This window comes from Acinetobacter lwoffii (genome assembly GCF_015602705.1).
GTDB classification, from domain to species: Bacteria; Pseudomonadota; Gammaproteobacteria; order Pseudomonadales; family Moraxellaceae; genus Acinetobacter; species Acinetobacter lwoffii_E.
Genome location: NZ_CP059081.1, coordinates 2,616,149 through 2,639,097, shown reverse-complemented (window position 1 = coordinate 2,639,097; position 22,949 = coordinate 2,616,149). Strand labels below are relative to the sequence as shown.

Here is a 22,949-nt window from a genome sequence, read left to right as displayed (position 1 = left end):
GGATTAAACCCATGAGCCAAAATGCTATCGAAACCATCGTTATCGTCGGTGCTGGTCAAGCTGGTGCTAGCGCCATTTTAGAACTCCGTGCCAACAAATACGAAGGCAAAATCATTTTGGTGGGTGATGAAACACATCTGCCTTATGAGCGTCCGCCTTTGTCTAAAGACGTGATCTTAAAGCCAGAGGAAACCAAAATCGAAATTCTGTCAGAACAAAAACTGGCAGATTTGGGTGTGGAAACCATTCGTGGCAATGGCGTGGTGAAAATCAATGCCGAGGCGAAAACGGTTGAGCTTCAAAATGGTGACCTTGTTGCTTATGACAAGTTGCTTCTTGCAACCGGTGGTGCAGCGCGCCGTTTACCGAACTTCGATGCTTTGGGCAAACACGTTTATACCCTGCGTAACCTTGAAGATTCTCAAGCGCTGGTTCCTGTGCTGCAACCGGGCCGTCGTTTGATTCTGATCGGTGGTGGTGTGATCGGTCTTGAGCTGGCATCATCGGCACGTTACAAAGACTGCCAGGTGACTGTGATTGAAATGGGTCCTATGGTCATGGGCCGTTGTTCACCACGTATCCTGAGCGAATTCCTGCTTGAGCAGCATCGTCAAAACCAGGTCGATGTGCGTCTTGAAACCAAGATTACAGATTGCCGTTTAGATGGTGAAGAAGTCGTGGTAACGCTGGAAGGCGGTGAAGAACTGCGTGCTGATGCTGTAGTTTACGGAATCGGAATCGTGCCAAATGCACAGCTTGCGCTAGATGTAGGTCTGGATGTTGATGTTGCGATCAAAGTGAATGAACACTGCCAAACCTCGAATGCTGATATTTATGCAGCGGGCGATGTTGCGACCCAGTTACGTGACTGTGGCAATCACCGCCGTGTGGAAACCTGGGAAAATGCCAACCTTCAGGCAGGCATCTTCGCGCGTCACGTGATGGGTGTGGAACATCCGAAAGCCAATCCGGCCTGGTTCTGGACGGATCAGCTGAATATCAACTTCCAGTTTGTCGGCGATATGGCCGCAGCTGAATGGCATATCCGTGGTGAAATGGATGCAGCCAAAGGTGCAGACAATTCATTCGTGATGTACGGTGTGACTGATGGTCAGATCGTTGGCGGGATTACCGTGAATGCAGCCAAAGAAATGCGTCATTTGAAAAAAATGATCAGCAAAAATACGGCGTTTGATGTTGAAAAACATTTAGATATCGCGCAAGACTTACGCAAAATTGCTTAAGTCGTATTGAGATATCTTGGGACAGACCTATGTTTTGCATAGGTCTGTTTTTTATGCACGAAACTTGATGAATTTATCAAAAATTAAAACTTCATCTCAGCATGAATTCGCTATACGCTATTTTTGAAGTTGCTGATCCAGAACTTCTTGGCCTCGTTTAGGAGACTTATGAGTTCTTCATCTTCATTGCCGGTCACGGCAAGTATTTACGCTTTATTGGTGCTGATCTGGGCGGCAACGCCACTGGCGATTGTCTGGAGCGTGGCCGAGATTCACCCGATGTGGGTGCTGATCATTCGCTATTTTGGTGCCTCGATTATTGCGTTGTTCCTGTTGAAAATCATGCGCGACCCGCTGCCTTTTGACCGCACTTCAATGAAAAGTTATCTGGCAGGCAGTTTGAATTTAATCGGCGCGCAGCTGTTTATTTATCTGGCGGCCAATTATCTGACCTCAGGATTGATGGCACTGATTTTTGGTTTTTCACCGCTGATCGCCGGTTTAATCGGGCATATGATTTTAAAAACCCATAAACTGATCTGGCTGCAATGGCTCGGCATGGCAGTGGCCGTCGCCGGTTTTTGTTTTGTTTTTGCCGACTCGGCAGACAGCAAGATCAATCCTTGGGGTGTAGTGCTGATGCTGATCAGTATGGTGTCTTATATCAGCTCGATCTTCTGGGTTAAACAGATCAGTGCCCCCTTGAGTCCGATGTCGCAAGCGACGGGGTCATTGCTGATCTCCGCAGCTGGTTCACTCATTTTAGTACCCTTTATCTGGCAACATATGCCGACTCAGTTGCCTAGCACACAGGCAATGATCGGTTTCGTATTTACCATGATCATGTCCTCGATTGTGGCAATGCTGTGTTATTTCTGGCTGATTCGCCGTCTAAATGCTTCGACCGTTTCATTGAGTAATGTGATGACGCCGGTGATCGCTCTGGTATTGGGAGCAACCTTAAATCATGAAATTATCAGCAGTCATGCTTTTGCGGGAATTGCTGTGGTGATGTTCGGGATCATCATGTATTTCTGGAAAGAGTGGCGCGAGCAGTATTTTTCCAAGCATTAAAACTGTAAAAACCAAAAGGGCGAAAGCCCTTTTATTATTTTAGTGGAGAGTAAAGTGATTCAACAACGTGAGAGATCACGACTAAGCAACAATTTGTAAAACAACTTTCAAAAATAAATGATTAAGATTTTGATACATAAATCATTCAAGCTTGCACAAGCTTATTTAGGACAGTGTCAGGATGTCTGAATCCAATAAAATCGTAGTCTATGCAGCCCTGTTTGGTAATCTGGCGATTGCGCTGGTGAAATTTGTTGCGTCCTATATAACCAATAGTTCTGCCATGTTCAGTGAAGCAATTCATTCCGTAGTGGATACCTTGAATGAAATTTTACTGTTGTATGGCATGAAAAAATCAGAAAAACCTGCAAATGCCAAACATCCTTTTGGTTATGGGCGTGAACTGTATTTTTGGGCTTTTATTGTGGCACTGATGGTTTTTGCCCTGGGTGCGATTGTGTCCATCTATCAAGGGATACAGCATATTCTTCAGCCTGAAGTCATGCAGGATCCATTGATCAATTATATTGTGCTGGGTCTGGCGATTCTTTTTGAAGGATTTTCATGGTCAGTGGCTTTAAAAACCTTTCGTAAACAAAAGGGAAATCTGGGATATTTTGAAGCCTTTCGACACAGTAAAGATCCAACGACCTTTACCGTGTTATTTGAAGATACTGCCGCCCTGGTCGGCTTGGTGATTGCTCTGGTCGGTATCTTTCTGGCGCATCAACTGAATATTCCTGAATTGGACGGTGCCGCATCGATTTTAATTGGTATTGTTCTGGCGGTTTCTGCCTGGTTTCTGGCACGTGAAACCAAAGGTTTGTTACTGGGTGAAACGGCAGATCCAAAACTGCGTGAAGATGTATTGAACATTGCTCAACAGGATGCGGCAGTTTTTAGTGCTAATGGGGTATTGACTGAGCAGATGGGTGCTCAGCAAGTCATTGCATCATTGAGTCTGGAATTTAAAGATGATTTAACTTCTGATGAAATTGAAGCCTGTGTCAACCGGATCGAAGCGCAGATTAAACAGCTGCACCCGGAAATTATTGCTTTATTTGTGAAACCCCAAACCAAGGCCGTATGGCTGGAACGAACTCAAGGTCGTGTATAAAGATCTAAAAAACGCTTGAGGTTGGTATTTTGATCTCAACTTGCCTTTCTCGCACAATTGATGTGATGATACTGAGGTATGGCGAATTTCATCATAAAATCATCAATGGGCAGACATGCTTTTGTCAGCATGGGCTTATAAATATTGAGTATCATTTTGTATTTTTAGACAGAAGGGCGCGAGCGATATTTTTCTAGATAATCCAAGGCTTCAGCCAGCCATAAGGTCGATGAAATGCCATTTTTTTGCTAAAAATAACAAAAACATACATGATTTTCTGTGACGGATTTCATACTATGTTGTAGTGTGCCTGTTTTTAGTTTGTATGCTCATTAAAAGATGCACCGCTTGACCATTTCAAGAGGTTGTTGTCTTGCATATAGCGAATAATAAATAGTGGATGTTTATGCAAGATCTTCTCAAAACTAAAAAATTCCAGTTAATCACGGAATCCAGTTGGAAACATCTCTGGTCTAAGCCAGTGTTTGAGTATCTGCATTCAGATCATTTCGACGGAAAACAGTTTCGTAATCTTGAGCATGCTTCTCTATCGCGCGGTCGCTTTGATTTATACAAATGGCTCATTACCCGAAAATCCAAGACCTGGAATGTTAATCTTGACGAGGAACGTGCCGAGTTTTTTTCTCGTCCGCGCGCATTGCCACAGCAGCGTCCAGATGCAGCTCTGGATGACTGGCAAGTCTGGTTTATTGGTCACGCCACCACATTAATTCAGATCGGCCCCTATAATTTCCTGACTGACCCGGTCTGGGCGGAATATGCCAGTCCTTCGGCTTCCACAGGGCCGCAGCGGGTCATTCCGGCTGGCATTGCCCTGGATGAGTTACCCCAGATTGATGCGGTACTGCTCAGCCATAATCATTATGATCATATGGATCTGGCCAGTCTGGAATGGCTGCACAACACTTTTGAGATGCCGATTTATACTGGTCTGGGTAATGCCTGGTATTTGCCAGAACATTATACTGTGCATGAAATGGACTGGTGGGAAAATGCCTTTTTTGAAGAGATCCGGATTGTCTATACGCCGGCTCAACATGCATCAGGGCGCGGTATGCGCGATCAGAACTGCGCACTCTGGGGAGGCTTTTCTTTATTACATGGCAAGGAACATTGTTTCTTTGCCGGAGATAGTGGCTACGCCTCACATTTTAAAGAAATTCGTAAACGTCTGGGTGCACCGCGAATTGCCTTACTCCCGATAGGAGCGTATGAACCGCGTGAACTGATGCGCGCGATCCATATGAATCCGGAAGATGCCTTTCATGCCCATCATGACTTGCAGGCCAAATGTTCACTGGCGATTCATTACCGTACTTTTCAGCTCACAGATGAAGACCGGGATGCACCGGAACATGAGTTGCATGAGATCATCAAGCATTCTTCCAAATTGATTAATCCGTTTTACTGCATACGGGAAGGCAAACGGATTATTGTTTAAGTACTTCCTGTTGTTCCTCTTGGATGAGTTGAATGGCCACTACAGAAAGCATCAGCATGGCGGTATTCATTACCACAGGATTGAATGCCGCAGTAAGTTGCAACGGGGCTGTGAATGCAATCAGCAGTAGTAATCCAGCAAGTCCGATAATATTCAACCTATGCAAGAGTATGGACCGGTTCCATTTCAGAAAGCATAAGCCAAATAGCATTTCACATCCTCCGGAAAGTCCAACCAAGACTTTGGCCAGTCCCAGCTCAAAACCCATATTTTGCCAGATTGTGATTTCAGCGGGTGATTGGAACAGAATTTTTGGAATGAGTCCCTGATAGAGCCATAGTATGACCAAAGTCAGCTGGATAGTACGCAGTGGTTGTAGGAATACAGGTTTAGGATTCACGAACAGCTTCTTACAGAAAATGGCGTTTATTTTCGCTGGATGGAATCAGGCAATACTTGGTTTTACCAAATAGCTTGTAACGATTTAAAGCGACCACACGATACAGAAAATCTCGGATAAAATGTGGAACCAAATAACCTGCGCTCATTAAATTAAAGGGAAAACCGAGATGCTGCAGCACCTTCAGCAAGGCAGTCGATTCCGTATAGAGTGTGCCATCTTGAATGACGAGCATGGTGGTGTAATGTTCAGTAGACATCTGATAATGTTCGAGCAGTGCTGTACCTAAAGGCGATTGGGCGGAGACCAGTTTAAACTGAATCTTTTTATCGTATTGAATCAAAAACCGTGCCCAGCCATTACAGATCACGCAAACAGCATCAAATAAAACGATGTCGTATTGTTGAATGATGTCTTCAATATTTGGATGCATTGTTGTATTTCTTTTTGTGCCAGCTTGTTTCTATAGTGCTTGATGCTGCAATAAAAAACCACCCGAAGGTGGTTTCTATACATGTCTAAACTGGCTTAGAGAAAGCTAGGCAAACCTTTGGCTGGATCGCTTTCACGTGCTGCTTGGGCATCTGCTACAGTCATACCTAAGGCCTTAGCAACGCCTTGCCCATAAGCTGGATCGCAAGCGTAACAGTTGCGGATGTGACGGTATTTAATGAAATCTAGCGCATCACCCATCGCTCCGGCCGTGTTATTAAACAGAGCCTGTTTCTGCTGGTCATTCATCAGGTTGAACAGGGCGCGTGGCTGGCTGAAGTAATCATTGTCATCTTCACGGAAATCCCAGAAATCGGCATCACCGGTGATTTTCAGTGGAGGCTCTCTGAATTCCGGTTGTTCCTGCCACTGGCTAAAACTGTTCGGCTCGTAATGTGGCAATGAACCATAGTTGCCATCCATGCGGCCTTGACCATCACGGCGGTTCGAATGTACAGGACAACGTGCAGCATTGACTGGAACCTGTGAATGATTCACGCCAACACGGTAACGCGCTGCGTCGGCATAGTTCACTAAACGTGCCTGTAACATACGGTCCGGTGAGTAGCTGATGCCCGGTACAAGATTACTTGGTGCAAAGGCTGCCTGTTCTACATCCTGGAAATAGTTTTCCGGATTGCGGTTCAGTTCGAATTCACCGACTTCAATCAGTGGATAATCGCCCTTTGGCCAGACTTTGGTCAGGTCAAATGGATGATAAGGCACTGTTTCGGCTTCCAGTTCCGGCATGATCTGAACGTACATTTTCCATTTTGGATACTCACCACGCTCAATGGCATCAAATAGGTCAGTCTGACTACTTTCACGATCTTTAGCAATCAAATCTGCAGCTTCAGCATCGGTCAGGTTTTGAATACCTTGCTGGGTACGCATATGAAATTTCACCCAGAAGCGTTCATTCTGGGAATTGATAAAACTAAAGGTATGGCTGCCAAAACCATGCATATGACGGTAACCAGTCGGGATCCCTCGATCCGACATAACAATAGTCACTTGATGCAGAGCTTCAGGCAAGAGTGTCCAGAAATCCCAGTTATTGGTGGCACTGCGCTTGTTGGTTTTCGGGTCACGTTTGACTGCTTTATTCAGGTCAGGGAACTTGCGGGCATCCCGCAGGAAAAATACCGGAGTATTGTTGCCGACCAGATCCCAGTTGCCTTCTTCAGTATAGAATTTTAAGGCAAAACCGCGAATATCACGTTCTGCATCGGCTGCGCCACGTTCACCTGCCACCGTTGAGAAACGCGCAAACATTTCGGTTTTTTTGCCGACTTCAGAGAAAATTTTAGCGCGGCTATATTGGGTAATATCATTGGTCACGGTAAAGGTACCGAAAGCACCTGAACCTTTGGCATGCATACGACGCTCTGGAATCACTTCACGGACAAAGTTGGCCAGTTTTTCATTCAGCCATAAATCCTGAGCAAGCAAAGGTCCACGCGCACCTGCCGTCATACTGTTCTGGTTGTCGACCACAGGCGCACCAGCTTCAGTGGTCAGGTGGGTGACAGGGCATTTTTTAAAATCTTGGCTCATCTTTCCTCTCCAAGTTTTGAATATCTTATGTCGTTTACCTAGTATTCATAAAATATTGAGATATATGCTAATCAGATCAGGTTTCGCTATATTTACAATATCTTTAAATAAAGGGTGTTACAGCACAAAACGGAATTCAGGGTATAATTGAGTGAGCTCACTCAAAAAATATTTTTAAATTTAATAAAGTTTAAAATGTTGAAAATTAAATGGTTACTCTTAAAAAGTAACGGGTTTTCCACTCTGTGACAATAGATCTCTTTCATAAATCAAAAAACGACCTTCTTTTTGGTTAATATTTGCACTCCGGATTTCTTGGCATTCGTGCATAATCTGCGGATGAAATACATCGATTCAAACAAGCTTTCTGATCCTCAGTTCAAGCGATACACAGGCATCTCATGGTCAACTTTCTATTTGATGGTTGAGCAATTGCAGAAGCATGTCTCTGCCAAAGGCAGACCGCCCAAGTTAAGCCTGGAGGATCAGGTTCTGCTCTGTCTGAGCTATTGGCGGGAATACCGAACCTTATTTCACGTTGCGACGAGTTACGGGGTTTCAGAGCCCACAGCCTCAAGAATTGTCCGTCATGTTGAAGACTGCCTGATTCGGTCCAATCTGTTTAATTTACCCAAAGATTTACCCGAGGGCGAAGGCATCGACTGGAATGTTGTGATCGTGGATGCCACGGAAATTCCAATCCAAAGACCTAAAAAAACAGAAGAAAAGCTATAGCGGCAAGAAAAAGACCTATACCTTTAAAGTACAGGCCATGATTCACTACAAAACTCAGCAAATTATGAGTTTATGTACCAGTCGCGGTGCAGTGCATGATTTCGAGTTGTTCAAACGCAATTTAAACCAGATTCCTTTTGGGGCTTTTATCCTTGCAGATAAAGGCTATCAGGGGATTTATGTGTTGTATCCGAATAGCCTGTTGCCATTAAAAGCCAAAAGACACTGTAAATTGGATCCTGAATTGAAAATCTATAATCAAGAAATCAATAAAAGAAGAATCGGAATTGAGCATGTATTTGGCAGCCTGAAAACCTTCAAAATTCTTGCTGAGCGTTATCGAAATAGAGGTAAAAGGCTTGGTTTGAGATTCAATTTAATCGCTGGAATCTACAACTTGGAGCTGAGTAAAAAATGATTTATGAAAGACATCTAATATCAAATTCTATATATTTTGAATAACTCGAATAATGAATGGGATTAAACGAAAATAACAATATCTAAGTCGATAATATGTTTTTATCAAAGGATAAAAATAATAAGTGAATAGTATTGTTTAAAATAAATTTTATAACTGATTTATTTTAAACGTTTTTTTAATCGAGTTTTGTTGGGCTGAAGAAACCCATAAAAATAATGAATGAAATAAGGGTGTTTTCTGGCTATAACTCCCATTTTTGCATATAGAAAATCCTGGCTAAATGGGCTTTATTTTTGAAAAAGCATTGGCAAATATGCTTGAAAATTAGTCAGTCGGCCCTATAATTATCTCACTCCTTCCTCCAAATTATATAGAGAGCAAGATGGCCAAGAAAAAAACAGCCGAGCAGGTAGTGATCCACAATTTTGTGGCAAAACACATGCATGAAGTCAACAAAAGCCAGGTTTTTGTAGATCGAAAGAAAAATTCAAAACGTGGCTACAACAAGCACAGACAAGGGCGATATTCCATGGAAGATCGCCCTTTTTTAATGGCCGCTTAAGGTCTGTAAGGTGGCTGGGGACGATGTGGGGGCTGCTTAGGATTAGTTTTAACTGGAGAGAGCGGGGCGACAGGTCGGTTGTTACGAGTTTGCGAATATTGATTTGGATACCGGGATGATGTTGTCGATTCATCCGCGATTAAGTCATTAAAGAATTTATTGAGTTTGCTTTGCACTGGTGCTTTGTGGTGAGGGGAATGAGGCTGTGGTCTGGCCTGCTGAAAACTGGCAAATTGATCTTTTTGTTGGTGATAGAGTCTGGCAGCAATGACGGAGGGGTCATCTCTGCCTAAACGCCGCCGTTGCGATGCCGAAATTTCAATGCCCAATAATGGAGTCATTTTAGGCCGATCGGCATAGCTCATTGCTCGATTGCTGGCGGGGCGTATATAAGATGAACCGGAATTATGAGCTTCTTTGCGGGCAGCCAAGGCCGGTGCAAGAATGACCACATAGAACACCGCAACAATCATGAACAGGATGACCAGAAATTCCATAACCACCTTTACCACTGTCGAGGGACTGGAAAAAGTCCCGTATTAGGCACTCACCATACGTGATGCAGATTTCACCATATCCCCTAAACCATGGGTTCTGAAATAATATTCTAACCAGCTTTTTACCATGAGCGGATTGTCCATTTTTAACACATGTTGCAGCAATTCTTGTGCATCACTCATCGGAACATGACAAATGGTTTTACGTACCCGCAAAATATTACTGGAACTCATCGACAGGGTATTAAAGCCCATGGCCATGAGCAAAACTGCAGACAGCGGATCGCCCGCCATTTCACCGCAGATACTGACCGGTTTTTCATTACGATGACAGTCCTGCACCAGACGGGTCAGGGCACGCAGTACTGCAGGGTGTAAATGTGAATAGACATTGGCTACCCGTGGATTATTGCGATCCACAGCCAACAGATATTGGGTCAGATCGTTGGAGCCGACCGAGAAGAAATCCACCAGTTCGGAAAATTCATCAATCTGATGAAGCACACTCGGCACTTCCACCATGATGCCGAGTTTTGGTTTATTTACCTTGACCTGTTCTTCTTCTTGAATCGCCGCATGGTCACGTTCCAGCAGATAGAGCGCTTCCTCGACCTCGCTGACACTGGTCACCATCGGCAGCAGAATATGCAGGTTATTCAGTCCGATACTGGCTTTGAGCATGGCGCGAATCTGTGAAGAAAAAATTTCCGGATGATCCAGGGTAAAACGAATGCCACGCCAGCCGAGTGCCGAATTTTCTTCTTCAATCGAGAAATACGGCAGGTCTTTGTCTGCACCAATGTCCAGCGTTCGCATCACCACCGGTTTATTGGCAAAATGACTGAGTTGCTGACGATAAATCGCACGTTGTTCTTCCTCGCCCGGGAAGCGGTCACGCAACATAAACGGAATTTCAGAACGGTATAAACCGACACCTTTGGCACCGCGCTGCACGCCACGCACCACATCAATCATCAGGCCGGTGTTGACGTACAGTTTTACGGCGACGCCATCCGGGGTAATTGCATCTTTGGTTTCGTACTGACGCAAATCTTTGGCAATCTGTTCTTCTTCTTTTTGAATTTCTTTATAGCGACTGCGCAGGCGACGTGGCGGATTAATAAAGACCCGACCCTGATGCGCATCGACAATCATCTCCACATCATCGAGGGTATTGATTGGCAGTTCGGTTACACCGACTACGGTGGGAATGCCAAGGGCACGCGCCACGATCACCATATGCGAGTTCATGGCGCCTTCGGTAGTGACAATCGCGGCAATTTTATCTACAGGTAGTTCAACCAGTGCAGCCGTCGATATTTCCTCACCAATCAGAATACTTTCATCGGTCAATTCACGGTGACTGGCATCGGCTTCCTGTAAACGCGCCAGAATACGGCGGCCCAGATCTTTTAAGTCCGCCACCCGCTCACGTAAATAGTCATCTTCCATCTGGGAGAATTGTGCCACATGATTGTCAATGACAATTCGCACCGCGCCTTGTGCCCAGTGCCCTTCACGAATAAAGGCCTTGATTTCTGAAGGCAGGGCATTTTCATCCAGCATACGCAAAAACACGCTAAACAGTGCGCGTTCCTCGGCCATCAACGCATCCTGCATTTTGTCATCTAGCGACTGAATTTCTTCGCGGACTGAATTCAGGGCGTTATCTAATAGCTCCAGTTCTTCGCTAATGTCATCCGCTTCACGGTCAGGGACTGCGGCAAGATCTGCTGGTGGATACAGAATCACTGCACGACCTAAGGCAATGCCACCGGAGCCAGAAACTCCCTGAAAGGTTTTATAGGCGGGCAGGTTGCTCGGCTTACGGAATACATCGATATTGCCAACGGCATGGGCATGGGCGATGACGCCAGAAAGCTGCGCGCAGAGTGTGACCAGAAAGGATTCAGCAGCTTCAGAAAAGTCCTGTGATTCTTTATTCTGAACCACCAGTACACCCATGACCTTACGGCGGTACATCACCGGCACACCGAGGAAGGAGTTATAAATTTCCTCACCGGTTTCAGGTAAAAACAGGAAGCGCTCATGTTTAGGGGCATTGTCCAGATTGACAATTTCTTCACGTTGTCCAACCAGGCCCACCAGACCCTCACCGGTCTGCAAAGACACATGGCCGACAGATTCTGCATTCAGGCCTTTAGACGCCATGAGCAGATAACGCTGATTGCGTTCATCGAGGAGATAGATCGAGCAGACATCAACCTGCATGGCCTCGGCCACATGCTTGACCATAATGTCGAGTGATTCATGCAAACTGGTGGACGCATTGATCTCCTGAACAATACGTCTCAAGGTGTCCAGTTGCATATTCGACATAAGGTCTGCTCCGTCTATTCAGAATTTCAGTGATTAAGTTTATTTATAACAATAGCCGCGTAAAAAATCTGCATTATTTATGCGATTTTTTAAGGTTTTTGCTGGGGTAGTTGCTGACACAACTCCACCAGGGCTTTGCGGTAAACATCACGTTTGAAATTCACGACTTGACCGAGTGGGTACCAGTAACTGACCCATTGCCATTGATCAAATTCGGGCGGATCAGACAGATTCAACTGAATATGCTGAACGGGGGCCGTGAGTTTGAGTAAAAACCACTTTTGTTTTTGACCGATACAGACCGGATCAGAGTCCGTACGAATGTATCGATGCGGCAAACGATAGCGCAACCAGCCTTTGGTTTGCGCGACTATCTGGACGTGTTCGGGCAATAAGCCAACTTCTTCTCTCAGCTCACGATAGAGTGCCTGCTCAGGGGTTTCTCCATATTGGATCCCGCCTTGTGGAAATTGCCATGCATTATGACCAATGCGTTTTGCCCATAAAACCTGTCCAGCATCGTTTGCCAAAATGATCCCGACATTCGGTCGGAAACCTTCAGAGTCGATCATTTGGCTACCTAAAAATTGTTTAATTTATGCCTTTGCCATCGGGGAGCATTATTTCGTTATCCAACTCGAAAAAAGCAAAGTTTAAAAATGTTAAAATTGCTATGATCTTAACGAATTTCTATCGACTAGCGGAGATAGATTTACAATTTTTTTCTTAAATTTCAGTTTTAACGAGTATTTTCATGAAATTGGCGCTATTTGATCTCGATCACACCTTGTTAAACACGGATTCGGATCATTCTTGGGGAGAGTTTTTGGTCAGTGAGGGCCTGGTCGATCCAGTTCAGCATCGCGCCATGAATGACAAGTTCTATGACGATTATAAAAAAGGTGAGCTGGATCCTTATGCCTATAATGAATTTGTGTTCCAGTTTCTAACCCAACATGACAATGATTATTTGATTGAATTACATCAACTGTTCATGCAAAAAGTCATTCGTCCACAAATGCGTCCTGAAGGTTTTAAAGCCATTGGGCGCCACCATGAAGCAGGGCATACCTTAGTGGGCATTACCGCGACTTCAGACTTTATTACCGCCCCCATTTTTCGTGAATTCGGAATTACTGAAATTATTGCCACCAATGCTGAAGTCATTGATGGTAAATATACTGGTAAAGTCATCAATACCGCATGCTATCAGCAAGGCAAGTTGGTGCGTCTGGAACAATGGCTGGAGGGTCGCAATGTAACCGAGTCTTGGGCCTATTCAGATTCGATTAATGACCGTTTCTTGCTGGAATATGCGGATCATGCGATTGCAGTGAATCCGGATGATCGCTTGGAAACTCTAGCCCAAGAACAGGGCTGGGAAATACAGGACTGGTCCATCTAAGCATTCCAGCTTTATTCATGTGATTTATTTAGTACAACTTCGGTTGTGCTTTTTATTTTCCTCAATGGAATATTAATGTTTTTTCACAGTCCGGCTGAATCAGACATGCTATGCTCGAAAAACAGGACATGATAACAATAGTAGATTCTGAGGTATGAGATATGACTCACGTTCGACCACGTATGACACATCTGTTCCAGCAGCTTGGCTTGGATGCCAGTGCAGAAGGTATTGAAACATTTATTCACGAGCATCAATTACATAAAGATCTGACTTTACTGGATGCGCCGTATTGGTCAGAGGCACAACGTCAATTTTTAAGCGAGAAAATAGCATCTGATGGCGAATGGGCGATTGTGGTAGATCAACTCAATGAATCCTTGCATGAAAATTCAACCAGTGAAGGATAAGATATAAAGCCAATCGTATGATTGGCTTTTTTAGACTATGACCTTACCTTTAGCGAATCCGTTTCCAGATCGTGACTTGTGACAGCGTGTGTTGATACTTTCTGGCCGTTTCCCGAATCACAAAAGGCACATCTTGAGGTTCGGCCACCAATTCAAAGTGCTGGGTTAAGATACTGGTCATACCGGCCAAGGTGGTGATGTTTTCCCCATCCTGTTGAAAACCGCCCAGCCATTCGCTACGCGCCGTATGTTCTTCCAGCCAGGTATAAGGCGAACTCAGCATTAAAATTCCGCTCATATTAATACGCTCATGAATCTGCAATAAAAAGTCTTTCGGATGATGCAGCCGGTCAATCAGGTTGGCTGCCAGAATAAAATCATAGCCGCTAAAATGTGCTTTCAGGTTGCAGGCATCGGCCTGAAAAAATTCCGTTTTAGATGTAAACTGATCCAAAGTAACATCTTCAAGTGAACAGCTTTTTTCTTCGCTTAATTCACCTTCTAGCGGCAGCTGATAATGTACCTTGTCGCCTTGAGCCAAATAGACCGCTTGCTGAATAAAGCGTGCAGAAAAGTCCAGACCGGTCACTTGATCAAAATAGCGTGCCAGTTCAAAGCTGGCGCGGCCGGTAGCACAGCCAATATCTAAGGCACGATGGCACGGCGTTTGCTGAAAATAGGGTTGTGCCAGATCGACCAGTGTTTTGGCAAAATTAGCGATACCAAAATATTCGATATCATACTGGAATTCCAGATATTGGGAGACCAGCTGGTCGCTTTCATAATGCGAAGGGAAATGTTGCAATGCTTGATCAGAAGCGACGTAGCGAAAACCAGCGTGCTGAAAGAAATGCCGTCTGAAGGCGTAGCGGGAACTATATAAAGCTTCATTGCCCGCCGAAATCCAGGAGCCACCTTTCATCAGGTTATGGCGACCGTCAAAGGTCGGTGTACTGAAATCATCATAAAATGGATGCACCTGAAAACCCTGAAATGGATAGATCGGGGTTTCAGTCCACTGCCAGACATTGCCTTGAATATCGTAAAAATCACCCTGCTTGAAATGATCCACCGGACAGGAGCTGGTGCCGTATTTCAACTCGATATTGGCCTGTTCAGGACTTTGTAAATCTGGATCCAGGTCTGAAACGGCATACAGGCGATACCATTCATCTTCAGTCGGCAAGCGAATGGTTTTTCCAAGCTGTTGCGATTTCCACTGACAAAAGGCCTTGGCTTCATGATAATTCACTTCTACCGGCCAATCCCAAGGCATCGGCACTTCTTCCAGCATCAGTCGCAGTGACCAACCCAATTCAGTTTTGCGCCAGAAACAGGGATGAGCAGCTTGTGAAAATTGCAGCCAGCCTAGACCTTCTTCACTCCAGTAGTGTTCGGTCTGATAGCCATCAGCTTCGACAAAGGCCAGAAATTCCTGATTCGATACCAGATATTTGGAGGCTGCAAAAGCTGCAACCTCGGCTTCATGCCGGCCGTATTCATTGTCCCAGCCATAAAATGGATGGTTAAAATCTTTCTGTAAATGCACTTTGCCTTCCGGCACATCCAGCAAAATATTATCCGGGGCCATGCCGGTAATAATATTGGCACGCCATTGCGGATGCTGGCGTACATGTTCCAAAGCATGCTGGCGGATCAGCACAGAAGAAGTTTCCAGATGGATCCGTTCATGTTCGATGCCCATGATGATGGTCCACCAAGGGTTTTGCCAGTTTAAGGGTAGAGTTAGCGGAGCATGTTCAAGGATGTTCAGGATCAGGGCGCGTACCTGATGCCGATAATCACGGACTTCCTGCACACTGGGCCAGTCATAGTGCACTTCATCCAGGTCATCCCAGCTCATCTCGTCTACACCGATCGCGAAGATACTTTCAAAATGCGGATTTACGCGTTCGCTAATTAGCTTGCTGAGCAGCAGTTTATTGACAAAAAAAGTGGCGGTATGGGCAAAATAAAAAATTAGCGGATGACGTAAAGTAATCGGCTTGATGAAAAATGCATCTTCATGTTTGAGGCATTCAAACAGTTGTTCATAGGTGTCAAAGGTGTTCAGGAAATATTCGCGCAGGCAGTGCCGGGCAGTCTGTTCATCGGCAAAATCAAGTGCCGGCGTGGGCAGCAGCATCGGTTTGGCCGAAAGCCACAGGCTGCTTGTATTTGTTTTATCTTGAGAGTGGGATTTTAAGGGAGAATCGAGCTGCATCCGTCAGGCTCCATCGAATAGTTTTAAGCATTCCTCTGCACTGCAAAAGAATGGAATTGTCTTAAAAATACTCGAAAGATATCGCCAGATGGGGTGTATTTAGGTAACAAAATGCTGCACCGTTTTGGATGCAGCATGTTCAGGAACGGCTTAAATAGACAGCGAGGCACCCTGCATGAGCTGAACCAGAGCCTGAGCTGCTTTGGACTGAGTACGACCGGGATGCCAGACCATGCCCAAACGACGGTTCATTTCCAGATTAATATCCAGCTGGTGCAGGTCATGATTGACCAAAGTTTTTGGCAGTACCGACCAGCCCAAACCAATTGATACCAGCATCCGGATTGATTCCAGTGGATTGTTGCTCATACTGACTTTTGGTTTAATACCCTGTTTTTCAAACTCGGCCAAAGTAATCTGCGAGGTATAGGTCTGTGATGAGGGCAACAGGCTCGGGTAGTCGAGCAAATCTTCCAGACACAGATTTTTTTGCTGCGCCAGCGGATGAAACGGTGCCACCACAAAGACCAGAGGATCATTCCAGATAGTTACATAATTCAGACGCGCATCACCCCGTGGCGGCAAGGTTAAAAATGCCAGTTCCAGATCGCCGGCAATCACCTGTTCATGCGCCTGCTCGGAATCAACAAAATGTACATCCAGGGTTACGTCCGGATATTCCTGGACATAACGGCGCAAATGACTCGGCAGATGATGCAGGCCAATATGATGACTGGTACCAATTTTCAGTTTGCCCTGTACCTGACCTTGTTCATGGCTCAAGGTATAATGAATATCCCCGAGTTCATTCAGCCAGTTTTTCACTTTAGGCAACAGGGAGTGTGCCGCGTGGGTGGCCTGTACGCCACGTCCGGCAGATTCAAACAGCTTGACCCCAAAGTATTCTTCCAGACTGTGAATACGTTTGGTGACAGCAGGCTGGGTAATGAAGAGCTGATCTGCGGCCAGAGAAATCGAACCGGTTTCCATGACTTTCACGAAGGCTTCAAAGGCTGCGAGATTCATCTTAATCACCTATAAAGAATTTTTATGTGTAAATCTATTATTGTTATATTTTAAGAATAAATCAAAGTAAAATTACCTTATCTATGTTGCAGTGCTGAATTACTATACATTTTCAAAGCCTTGGCATTTTAAAAACTAAAAAAGACTGCCTTTCTCAAAACAGCCTTTCATCTGGAACCTCGACCGAAGAGTTTAGACGGTAATGTCCTCATTCTGCTGTTGGTTATTACCCTCCCAGATTTTTTCGTGGAAGAAGAAAGCCACTGCTTGTACCGTTGGCTCTAATAAACTTAAGGCAATGGCCATGGTCAAACTGCCAGTCACCAAGTAACCCACAATCATCGCTACTGTAATATGCATAATGTAGTAGCTGAAGGTCTTTTTGAACATGCGCTGGTTGTTGTCTACAAAGCGTTGAATATGTGCCATGTCGAAGTTCCTTAAAAATAATCTCTGTCGATGAAGAAATAATAATAATTCTCATTTGATTTGTAAAAGCGAATATTTTTTATAAATTAATCGGAAAATTAGATTTATGGAAATAGAGCTAAAGCATGATTTGATTCAGCTTTTAAAAGATTCCAAAAAGTTTTTTAACTGATAAAAATGATAAATTAGATTTATGTGATTGCAGCGATATAATCAAAATCAGAGAAAGAATTTACCCAGTCCAGTGGAGTATATCGACATGGCAGGCGAGACCCAAACAGTACAAAAGCAAAATGCAAAAACACTATATGACAAGTTGTGGGATGACCATTTAGTAACGCAACGTGATGATGGTTCTGCCTTACTCTATATCGACCGTCACCTGTTGCATGAAGTAACCTCACCACAGGCATTTGAAGGGTTGCAATTGGCCGGGCGCAAGCCATGGCGTTTAAGCGCTAACATTGCTACACCGGATCATAACGTACCGACCTCGAAAAAAGAGCGTGAGCAGGGCGTAGCCGGAATTGAAGATGAAACCTCGCGCATTCAGGTGCAAACCTTGGATGATAACTGCAAGACCTTTAATATTGTTGAATTTGATATTAACGATATCCGTCAGGGCATCGCGCATGTAGTTGGGCCGGAGCAGGGCTTGACCTTACCGGGCATGACCGTGGTATGTGGTGATTCGCATACAGCAACCCATGGTGCTTTTGGCTGCTTGGCGCATGGTATCGGGACATCCGAAGTTGAACATGTATTGGCGACCCAATGCCTGGTTCAAAAGAAGATGAAAAACATGTTGGTACGCGTTGATGGCAAATTAGGCCAGGGCGTGACACCGAAAGATGTGGTCTTAGCCATTATTGGCAAGATTGGTACCGCAGGCGGTACTGGTCACGCGATTGAATTTGGCGGTCAGGTCTTCCGTGACATGTCGATTGAAGGTCGTATGACCGTGTGTAATATGGCGATCGAAGCCGGTGCACGCGTGGGTATGGTTGCTGTGGATGACAAAACCATCGAGTATGTTAAAGGTCGTCCTTATGCGCCAACTGCGGAACAGTGGGATCAGGCGGTAGCGTACTGGAATACATTGCATTCGGATGAATGTGCATATTTTGATACGGTGGTCGTGTTGCAAGGTGAAGAAATTGAGCCGCAAGTGTCTTGGGGAACTTCTCCTGAGATGGTCATTCCAGTGTCTCAAGCAGTACCAACTTTAGAACAAGCCAAAGACGATGTACAACGCAATGACTGGAACCGTGCTTATCAATATATGGGCTTAAATGCCGGTCAGGCCTTGGTTGAGATTCAACTGGATCGTGTCTTTATCGGTTCGTGCACCAATTCGCGTATTGAAGATATCCGTGCTGCAGCCGAAGTGATCAAAGGTCGTAAGGTCGCATCTTCAATCAAACAGGCGATGGTGGTTCCGGGTTCTGGTCTGGTCAAAGCTCAGGCAGAAGCGGAAGGTCTGGACAAGGTATTTGTCGAGGCGGGCTTCGAGTGGCGTGAACCTGGCTGTTCAATGTGTCTGGCGATGAATGCTGACAAGTTACAACCAGGCGAGCATTGTGCCTCGACTTCGAACCGTAACTTTGAAGGTCGTCAGGGCAATGGCGGTCGTACTCATCTGGTGAGTCCAGCCATGGCAGCCGCTGCTGCGATCGCAGGTCACTTTGTTGATGTCCGTTCATTTTAATTGGTACGTAGGAGCACAGACATGAAAGCTTATACCGTTGAACAAGGTATCGTTGCACCTTTAGACCGTGCCAATGTCGATACAGATTTAATTATTCCAAAACAGTTTTTGAAATCGATCAAACGTACCGGTTTCGGTGAAAATTTGTTTGATGAATTGCGTTATCTGGATGAAGGTTATCCAGGTCAGGACAATTCAGTTCGTCCGATCAATCCGGACTTTGTCTTGAACCAGCCACGTTATCAGGGCGCATCTATTTTAATTTCACGTGCCAACTTTGGTTGTGGTTCTAGCCGTGAACATGCGCCGTGGGCCTTGAGCGAATATGGTTTCCGTACCGTGATTGCGCCAAGCTTTGCTGATATTTTCTTTAATAACTGTTTTAAAAACGGTATGTTGCCTGTGATTTTGGCTGAAGATATTGTTGAGCAGTTATTTAAGGAATGTGCGGCAGATGAAGGCTATCAACTGACTATTGACTTGCAGGCACAAGAAGTTCGCACCCCTACAGGTGAAAGCTTTAAGTTCGAAGTCGATCCATTTCGCAAGCATTGCCTGTTAAATGGTCTGGATGATATTGGCTTAACTTTGCAGGTAGCGGATGATATTCGTGCCTATGAAGAAAAAACCAAACAATCGCGTCCTTGGGTATTTGCCGAAATTCATGGATAAATCAGTAAAAATTGTCATGGCATGACTGCGATGCCCTTGCTAATATCGGAAGATTATTGAGTTTTTTGATTGGGTAAGACAGACATTATGGCGAATTATTGGAAACAGTGGCTTGCTTTAAGTTCAGTATCGGTGCTGTTGACTGCATGTCAAAGCATCGACACGATGAAACTCAAACATGCCAAAGAAAGTACTGAGAGCAAAAGCAATGCCCTGATTTATTGTACAGGGACACCGGATTGCCAGTTCGAACGCTTCAATCAGACCATTATTGTCAACGCCGACAATGGCCGCATCAGTGATGAGGCGCTGAAGCAGAAACTGGTGCGCTTGCAGGCCAAAAATTTAAATCAGGCCAATCCGATTTATTTATCTGTGCCGGCAGGACAGCATGAACTGGTCGTGCGTTTTTATCCGATCAGTAAGGATAAAGCGGAAACTTTACATGTATTCCATCGTTTTCAGGCCAATAACCGCTATAGCTTAAAAATGTTTCGTGACCGTAGTGCGCGTAGCAGCAGTTTATTAAATTCTTCGGCGCCGGATCCGCTTTGCGTAGATCTGGTACAAGAGCAAAAAACCATTCGTCGTTTTTGCAAACCCTATAATGCAGTCACCGGGATTGCAGAGTTTGTAGAAAAGAAAATTTAACCTCTGTCAGGTCTGAATCTGACGTTTTAAACGGAAAATCTCATGTCTAAACAAATTTTGATTTTAGCTGGTGACGGTATCGGTCCTGAAATTGTCAAAGCGGCAGAGCAGGTGCTGACTCGTGTAAATGAAAAATTTAATCTCGATTTGACATGGGAACAGGGTTTACTCGGTGGTGCAGCCATTGATGCGCACGGTTCACCGTATCCAGACGTGACTTCTGAACAGGCTAAAAAAGCCGATGCGATTTTACTCGGTGCCGTAGGCGGTCCAAAATGGGACACGATTGAGCGTTCAATCCGTCCGGAACGTGGTTTATTGAAATTGCGTAGCGAACTGAATCTGTTTGCTAACTTGCGTCCAGCCATTCTTTATCCGCAACTGGCTAATGCTTCAAGTTTGAAGCCTGAAATCGTAGCGGGTCTGGATATTCTGATTGTACGTGAATTGACCGGTGGTATTTACTTCGGTCAGCCACGTGGTATTCGTGAACTGGAAAATGGCGAGAAGCAAGGCTATAACACCGACGTTTATTCAGAGTCTGAAATCAAGCGTATCGCCAAAGTCGCTTTTGAAATGGCCAATTTGCGCGGTGGTAAAGTGTGTTCAGTGGATAAAGCCAACGTGCTTGAAGTAACTGAACTGTGGAAACAGACAGTGACTGCGCTGAAAGATGCCGAATACCCTGAAATTAATTTATCGCATATGTATGTCGACAATGCCGCAATGCAACTGGTGCGTGCGCCAAAGCAGTTTGACGTGATTGTCACCTCGAATCTGTTCGGTGATATCCTGTCTGATGAAGCTGCGATGTTGACCGGTTCAATCGGCATGTTGCCATCGGCATCTCTGGATGAAAATGGCAAAGGCATGTATGAGCCTTGTCATGGTTCTGCACCAGATATCGCGGGTCAAAACCTGGCAAATCCATTGGCAACGATTCTTTCGGTGGCGATGATGCTGCGTTATACCTTCCGTGAAGAAGCCGCTGCTAAAGCGATTGAAGATGCAGTAGGTCAGGTCTTGGATCAAGGCTTGCGTACAGCTGACATTATGTCTGAAGGCATGCAAAAAGTCGGTACGGTTGAAATGGGTCAAGCAGTCGTTGCTGCATTGAACTAAGCCTGTTTCGATTCAAAAAAACGCAGCCTTGAGCTGCGTTTTTTATAATGGGCATATCAAATCCAAACCGCTTAACAGGTTCTGCCTGTGGTGCGTACCGCGGTCGCAATATTATCTTTAAGTAAGAAGGTGATTTTACATTGCAATTTGACGTCATAGCCGCCGGCAGGGCTTGCTGACACTGGAATCGGTACAGTGCCTGTCCCTGTGGCAGGAAACTGCGCTACAGGCAAAGGAATGGTAATGGGGCGTTGTACCACATAGCTTAATTGTTTTGCGCTGCGTTCAGGCTCACTGATCTGCTGGTAACCTAAACGTTTTAGATCCAGAGTTTGATCGATCAGTTGGCTGCTTTGCCCAATGAACTGTTGTAAATAGGCATCACGCTGCGCAGTTGTTGATGAGGTGGTGCTGCATGCATTAAGCAAACTGAATGCTGTACAGCATACTAAAATCAGTGTGAACTTCATGAGCTGTCCTCACACCAAATAAAATGAGTGTAAGCGCATTCCATGCAAAAATACTGTTGTGATTTGATACACGGTAGAAGTTTAGCGTGGTGAGGTTGATCCCTGATTTAATCCGATACAGGCTTTGAACTCGATGAGTACAGCTCAGCAAGCTCTACCGGTAAAGCGAATCGCCTGAACAATTTCATCTTTCAAGTCAAACCAGATTTGGCATTTCATCTCAATGTTATAACCACCATTTGAGGGCATCGGCATTGGTGCGCCGATCGGAATGCTCTGACTAATATTCGGCGTTCCCATTGGAATATTCATATCCCGAAAAATAGTGTAGCTGAGAAATTCTGTGGTTTGAATCGGTTGCTGGGAGGTCTTGAATCCAATGGCACGAAGATCAAGCTGGCTACGAACCTGTGCGGCAGTTTGACCTACATAAGGTTGTAGAGACTGATGCAGATGCTGATTGCCGCCGGTAGCGCATGCAACGAGAAACAAGCTGGAAAGTAGGGATAAGCATTTCATATTCATTGTTTTTATACATGTTATTTTTAATTCAATGAATAGTCGTGAATTTATAAGGCTGTGTCAAATTATTTTATTGATTGATAAATAATTCAAGTAATAAAAAAGCCACTAAAAGTGGCTTTTGCTTGCGCTAAAACTTAGCGTGCACGATATGTGATACGACCTTTAGTCAAATCATAAGGTGTCATTTCAACCTTCACACTGTCGCCAGTTAAAATACGGATATAGTGTTTACGCATTTTACCAGAGATGTGGGCAATCACTTCGTGACCGTTCTCTAAACGTACACGGAACATAGTATTAGGAAGCGTCTCGGTGACAACGCCTTCGAACTCGATGAGTTCCTCTTTATTGGCCATAGCCTACCTGAATGAATAAATTGGAAAGGCGCAAATTATAGTCAATTTTT

General features: G+C 44.9%; 25 protein-coding genes. 13 read left to right on the top strand and 12 right to left on the bottom strand.

Features of this window, described 5'->3' with window-relative positions:
* Positions 1-11: 11 nt before the first annotated feature.
* The 4 genes from hcaD to H0S56_RS12570 all read left to right on the top strand — a co-directional run bounded on the left by hcaD (position 12) and on the right by H0S56_RS12570 (position 4,897).
* Positions 12-1,244 carry a 3-phenylpropionate/cinnamic acid dioxygenase ferredoxin--NAD(+) reductase subunit gene (gene hcaD / locus H0S56_RS12585; RefSeq protein ID WP_195725203.1) on the top strand — a complete coding sequence of 411 codons (1,233 nt, stop codon included), beginning with the start codon at positions 12-14 and terminating at the stop codon, positions 1,242-1,244.
* 168 nt (positions 1,245-1,412) lie between these two features.
* On the top strand, positions 1,413-2,318 hold the full coding sequence (locus H0S56_RS12580) for a DMT family transporter (RefSeq protein WP_195725202.1): 906 nt from the start codon (positions 1,413-1,415) through the stop codon (positions 2,316-2,318).
* A 181-nt stretch (positions 2,319-2,499) separates the two neighbouring features.
* Positions 2,500-3,435 (top strand): cation diffusion facilitator family transporter, encoded by a 936-nt coding sequence (locus H0S56_RS12575; protein WP_005261714.1) that lies wholly within the window; start codon positions 2,500-2,502, stop codon positions 3,433-3,435.
* Between the two features lie 406 nt (positions 3,436-3,841).
* Positions 3,842-4,897: an MBL fold metallo-hydrolase gene (locus H0S56_RS12570; protein ID WP_005250593.1), complete on the top strand. Its 1,056-nt coding sequence runs from the start codon at positions 3,842-3,844 to the stop codon at positions 4,895-4,897.
* On the opposite strand, the gene H0S56_RS12565 is transcribed toward H0S56_RS12570, so the two are convergent.
* The 3 genes from H0S56_RS12565 to H0S56_RS12555 all read right to left on the bottom strand — a co-directional run bounded on the left by H0S56_RS12565 (position 4,887) and on the right by H0S56_RS12555 (position 7,346).
* Entirely contained in the window at positions 4,887-5,297 is a 411-nt protein-coding gene (locus H0S56_RS12565; protein WP_004278508.1) for a DoxX-like family protein, read from the bottom strand. The genes H0S56_RS12570 and H0S56_RS12565 overlap by 11 nt on opposite strands.
* Before the next feature lie 10 nt (positions 5,298-5,307).
* Positions 5,308-5,730 (bottom strand): thiol-disulfide oxidoreductase DCC family protein, encoded by a 423-nt coding sequence (locus H0S56_RS12560; RefSeq protein ID WP_195725201.1) that lies wholly within the window; start codon positions 5,728-5,730, stop codon positions 5,308-5,310.
* Between the two features lie 95 nt (positions 5,731-5,825).
* Positions 5,826-7,346 carry a catalase gene (locus tag H0S56_RS12555; RefSeq protein ID WP_195725200.1) on the bottom strand — a complete coding sequence of 507 codons (1,521 nt, stop codon included), beginning with the start codon at positions 7,344-7,346 and terminating at the stop codon, positions 5,826-5,828.
* Between the two features lie 339 nt (positions 7,347-7,685).
* Here H0S56_RS12555 and H0S56_RS12550 point away from each other — a divergent pair, with 339 nt between their 5' ends.
* From H0S56_RS12550 to H0S56_RS12540, 3 genes are all read left to right on the top strand, one after another.
* Positions 7,686-8,081: a transposase family protein gene (locus H0S56_RS12550; RefSeq protein ID WP_008306679.1), complete on the top strand. Its 396-nt coding sequence runs from the start codon at positions 7,686-7,688 to the stop codon at positions 8,079-8,081.
* On the top strand, positions 8,029-8,499 hold the full coding sequence (locus H0S56_RS12545) for an IS5/IS1182 family transposase (RefSeq protein WP_017482311.1): 471 nt from the start codon (positions 8,029-8,031) through the stop codon (positions 8,497-8,499). The genes H0S56_RS12550 and H0S56_RS12545 overlap by 53 nt, the downstream gene beginning before the upstream one ends.
* Positions 8,500-8,884: 385 nt before the next feature.
* Positions 8,885-9,064, top strand: coding sequence for a DUF7230 family protein (locus H0S56_RS12540; protein ID WP_004278505.1), 180 nt, complete (start codon positions 8,885-8,887; stop codon positions 9,062-9,064).
* Here the strand turns inward: H0S56_RS12540 and H0S56_RS12535 are convergent.
* The 3 genes from H0S56_RS12535 to H0S56_RS12525 all read right to left on the bottom strand — a co-directional run bounded on the left by H0S56_RS12535 (position 9,061) and on the right by H0S56_RS12525 (position 12,473).
* Positions 9,061-9,561 (bottom strand): hypothetical protein, encoded by a 501-nt coding sequence (locus tag H0S56_RS12535; protein ID WP_195725199.1) that lies wholly within the window; start codon positions 9,559-9,561, stop codon positions 9,061-9,063. The two genes, H0S56_RS12540 and H0S56_RS12535, sit on opposite strands and share 4 nt — an antisense overlap.
* 42 nt (positions 9,562-9,603) lie before the next feature.
* Positions 9,604-11,901: a phosphoenolpyruvate--protein phosphotransferase gene (gene ptsP / locus H0S56_RS12530; protein WP_005245904.1), complete on the bottom strand. Its 2,298-nt coding sequence runs from the start codon at positions 11,899-11,901 to the stop codon at positions 9,604-9,606.
* Between the two features lie 89 nt (positions 11,902-11,990).
* Positions 11,991-12,473, bottom strand: a complete 483-nt coding sequence (locus H0S56_RS12525) for an RNA pyrophosphohydrolase (protein WP_004278502.1) — start codon at positions 12,471-12,473, stop codon at positions 11,991-11,993.
* A gap of 182 nt (positions 12,474-12,655) precedes the next feature.
* Here H0S56_RS12525 and H0S56_RS12520 point away from each other — a divergent pair, with 182 nt between their 5' ends.
* On the top strand, positions 12,656-13,306 hold the full coding sequence (locus H0S56_RS12520; RefSeq protein ID WP_004729447.1) for an HAD family hydrolase: 651 nt from the start codon (positions 12,656-12,658) through the stop codon (positions 13,304-13,306).
* 161 nt (positions 13,307-13,467) lie between these two features.
* Positions 13,468-13,716, top strand: coding sequence for a DUF2789 family protein (locus tag H0S56_RS12515; protein WP_004278500.1), 249 nt, complete (start codon positions 13,468-13,470; stop codon positions 13,714-13,716).
* A gap of 49 nt (positions 13,717-13,765) precedes the next feature.
* Here the strand turns inward: H0S56_RS12515 and ovoA are convergent, their stop codons facing one another.
* From ovoA to H0S56_RS12500, 3 genes are all read right to left on the bottom strand, one after another.
* A complete protein-coding gene (gene ovoA / locus H0S56_RS12510) occupies positions 13,766-15,940 on the bottom strand; it encodes a 5-histidylcysteine sulfoxide synthase (protein WP_195725198.1) in 2,175 nt (724 codons plus the stop codon).
* Positions 15,941-16,090: 150 nt separating this feature from the next.
* A complete protein-coding gene (locus tag H0S56_RS12505) occupies positions 16,091-16,966 on the bottom strand; it encodes a LysR family transcriptional regulator (RefSeq protein ID WP_004278498.1) in 876 nt (291 codons plus the stop codon).
* 192 nt (positions 16,967-17,158) lie between these two features.
* The gene (locus tag H0S56_RS12500) at positions 17,159-17,395 is read right to left on the bottom strand and encodes a DUF2061 domain-containing protein (protein WP_004278497.1); all 237 of its coding nucleotides are present in this window, start codon (positions 17,393-17,395) and stop codon (positions 17,159-17,161) included.
* A 259-nt stretch (positions 17,396-17,654) separates the two neighbouring features.
* On the opposite strand from H0S56_RS12500, the gene leuC reads away from it, so the two are divergent.
* From leuC to leuB, 4 genes are all read left to right on the top strand, one after another.
* Positions 17,655-19,103, top strand: a complete 1,449-nt coding sequence (leuC, locus tag H0S56_RS12495; protein WP_195725197.1) for a 3-isopropylmalate dehydratase large subunit — start codon at positions 17,655-17,657, stop codon at positions 19,101-19,103.
* A 21-nt stretch (positions 19,104-19,124) separates the two neighbouring features.
* Positions 19,125-19,775 carry a 3-isopropylmalate dehydratase small subunit gene (gene leuD, locus H0S56_RS12490; protein ID WP_114541288.1) on the top strand — a complete coding sequence of 217 codons (651 nt, stop codon included), beginning with the start codon at positions 19,125-19,127 and terminating at the stop codon, positions 19,773-19,775.
* 87 nt (positions 19,776-19,862) lie between these two features.
* The gene (locus H0S56_RS12485; RefSeq protein ID WP_195725196.1) at positions 19,863-20,426 is read left to right on the top strand and encodes a hypothetical protein; all 564 of its coding nucleotides are present in this window, start codon (positions 19,863-19,865) and stop codon (positions 20,424-20,426) included.
* 42 nt (positions 20,427-20,468) lie between these two features.
* On the top strand, positions 20,469-21,548 hold the full coding sequence (leuB, locus tag H0S56_RS12480; protein ID WP_195725195.1) for a 3-isopropylmalate dehydrogenase: 1,080 nt from the start codon (positions 20,469-20,471) through the stop codon (positions 21,546-21,548).
* 71 nt (positions 21,549-21,619) lie between these two features.
* Here leuB and H0S56_RS12475 read toward each other — a convergent pair whose 3' ends face one another.
* The 3 genes from H0S56_RS12475 to infA all read right to left on the bottom strand — a co-directional run bounded on the left by H0S56_RS12475 (position 21,620) and on the right by infA (position 22,899).
* Positions 21,620-22,018: a hypothetical protein gene (locus tag H0S56_RS12475; RefSeq protein ID WP_195725194.1), complete on the bottom strand. Its 399-nt coding sequence runs from the start codon at positions 22,016-22,018 to the stop codon at positions 21,620-21,622.
* A gap of 144 nt (positions 22,019-22,162) precedes the next feature.
* On the bottom strand, positions 22,163-22,543 hold the full coding sequence (locus tag H0S56_RS12470) for a hypothetical protein (RefSeq protein ID WP_004278491.1): 381 nt from the start codon (positions 22,541-22,543) through the stop codon (positions 22,163-22,165).
* 134 nt (positions 22,544-22,677) lie between these two features.
* The gene (gene infA, locus H0S56_RS12465) at positions 22,678-22,899 is read right to left on the bottom strand and encodes a translation initiation factor IF-1 (protein WP_001284370.1); all 222 of its coding nucleotides are present in this window, start codon (positions 22,897-22,899) and stop codon (positions 22,678-22,680) included.
* Positions 22,900-22,949: the final 50 nt, after the last annotated feature.

What these genes read in the sequence shown, in the direction of transcription:
- hcaD (WP_195725203.1), top strand. Translation starts at nt 12, where the DNA reads ATGAGCCAAAATGCTATCGAAACCATCGTTATCGTCGGTGCTGGTCAA.
- H0S56_RS12580 (WP_195725202.1), top strand. Translation starts at nt 1,413, where the DNA reads ATGAGTTCTTCATCTTCATTGCCGGTCACGGCAAGTATTTACGCTTTA.
- H0S56_RS12575 (WP_005261714.1), top strand. Translation starts at nt 2,500, where the DNA reads ATGTCTGAATCCAATAAAATCGTAGTCTATGCAGCCCTGTTTGGTAAT.
- H0S56_RS12570 (WP_005250593.1), top strand. Translation starts at nt 3,842, where the DNA reads ATGCAAGATCTTCTCAAAACTAAAAAATTCCAGTTAATCACGGAATCC.
- H0S56_RS12560 (WP_195725201.1), bottom strand. Translation starts at nt 5,730, where the DNA reads ATGCATCCAAATATTGAAGACATCATTCAACAATACGACATCGTTTTA.
- H0S56_RS12555 (WP_195725200.1), bottom strand. Translation starts at nt 7,346, where the DNA reads ATGAGCCAAGATTTTAAAAAATGCCCTGTCACCCACCTGACCACTGAA.
- H0S56_RS12550 (WP_008306679.1), top strand. Translation starts at nt 7,686, where the DNA reads ATGAAATACATCGATTCAAACAAGCTTTCTGATCCTCAGTTCAAGCGA.
- H0S56_RS12545 (WP_017482311.1), top strand. Translation starts at nt 8,029, where the DNA reads ATGCCACGGAAATTCCAATCCAAAGACCTAAAAAAACAGAAGAAAAGC.
- H0S56_RS12540 (WP_004278505.1), top strand. Translation starts at nt 8,885, where the DNA reads ATGGCCAAGAAAAAAACAGCCGAGCAGGTAGTGATCCACAATTTTGTG.
- H0S56_RS12535 (WP_195725199.1), bottom strand. Translation starts at nt 9,561, where the DNA reads ATGGAATTTCTGGTCATCCTGTTCATGATTGTTGCGGTGTTCTATGTG.
- ptsP (WP_005245904.1), bottom strand. Translation starts at nt 11,901, where the DNA reads ATGTCGAATATGCAACTGGACACCTTGAGACGTATTGTTCAGGAGATC.
- H0S56_RS12525 (WP_004278502.1), bottom strand. Translation starts at nt 12,473, where the DNA reads ATGATCGACTCTGAAGGTTTCCGACCGAATGTCGGGATCATTTTGGCA.
- H0S56_RS12520 (WP_004729447.1), top strand. Translation starts at nt 12,656, where the DNA reads ATGAAATTGGCGCTATTTGATCTCGATCACACCTTGTTAAACACGGAT.
- H0S56_RS12515 (WP_004278500.1), top strand. Translation starts at nt 13,468, where the DNA reads ATGACTCACGTTCGACCACGTATGACACATCTGTTCCAGCAGCTTGGC.
- ovoA (WP_195725198.1), bottom strand. Translation starts at nt 15,940, where the DNA reads ATGCAGCTCGATTCTCCCTTAAAATCCCACTCTCAAGATAAAACAAAT.
- H0S56_RS12505 (WP_004278498.1), bottom strand. Translation starts at nt 16,966, where the DNA reads ATGAATCTCGCAGCCTTTGAAGCCTTCGTGAAAGTCATGGAAACCGGT.
- H0S56_RS12500 (WP_004278497.1), bottom strand. Translation starts at nt 17,395, where the DNA reads ATGGCACATATTCAACGCTTTGTAGACAACAACCAGCGCATGTTCAAA.
- leuC (WP_195725197.1), top strand. Translation starts at nt 17,655, where the DNA reads ATGGCAGGCGAGACCCAAACAGTACAAAAGCAAAATGCAAAAACACTA.
- leuD (WP_114541288.1), top strand. Translation starts at nt 19,125, where the DNA reads ATGAAAGCTTATACCGTTGAACAAGGTATCGTTGCACCTTTAGACCGT.
- H0S56_RS12485 (WP_195725196.1), top strand. Translation starts at nt 19,863, where the DNA reads ATGGCGAATTATTGGAAACAGTGGCTTGCTTTAAGTTCAGTATCGGTG.
- leuB (WP_195725195.1), top strand. Translation starts at nt 20,469, where the DNA reads ATGTCTAAACAAATTTTGATTTTAGCTGGTGACGGTATCGGTCCTGAA.
- H0S56_RS12475 (WP_195725194.1), bottom strand. Translation starts at nt 22,018, where the DNA reads ATGAAGTTCACACTGATTTTAGTATGCTGTACAGCATTCAGTTTGCTT.
- H0S56_RS12470 (WP_004278491.1), bottom strand. Translation starts at nt 22,543, where the DNA reads ATGAATATGAAATGCTTATCCCTACTTTCCAGCTTGTTTCTCGTTGCA.
- infA (WP_001284370.1), bottom strand. Translation starts at nt 22,899, where the DNA reads ATGGCCAATAAAGAGGAACTCATCGAGTTCGAAGGCGTTGTCACCGAG.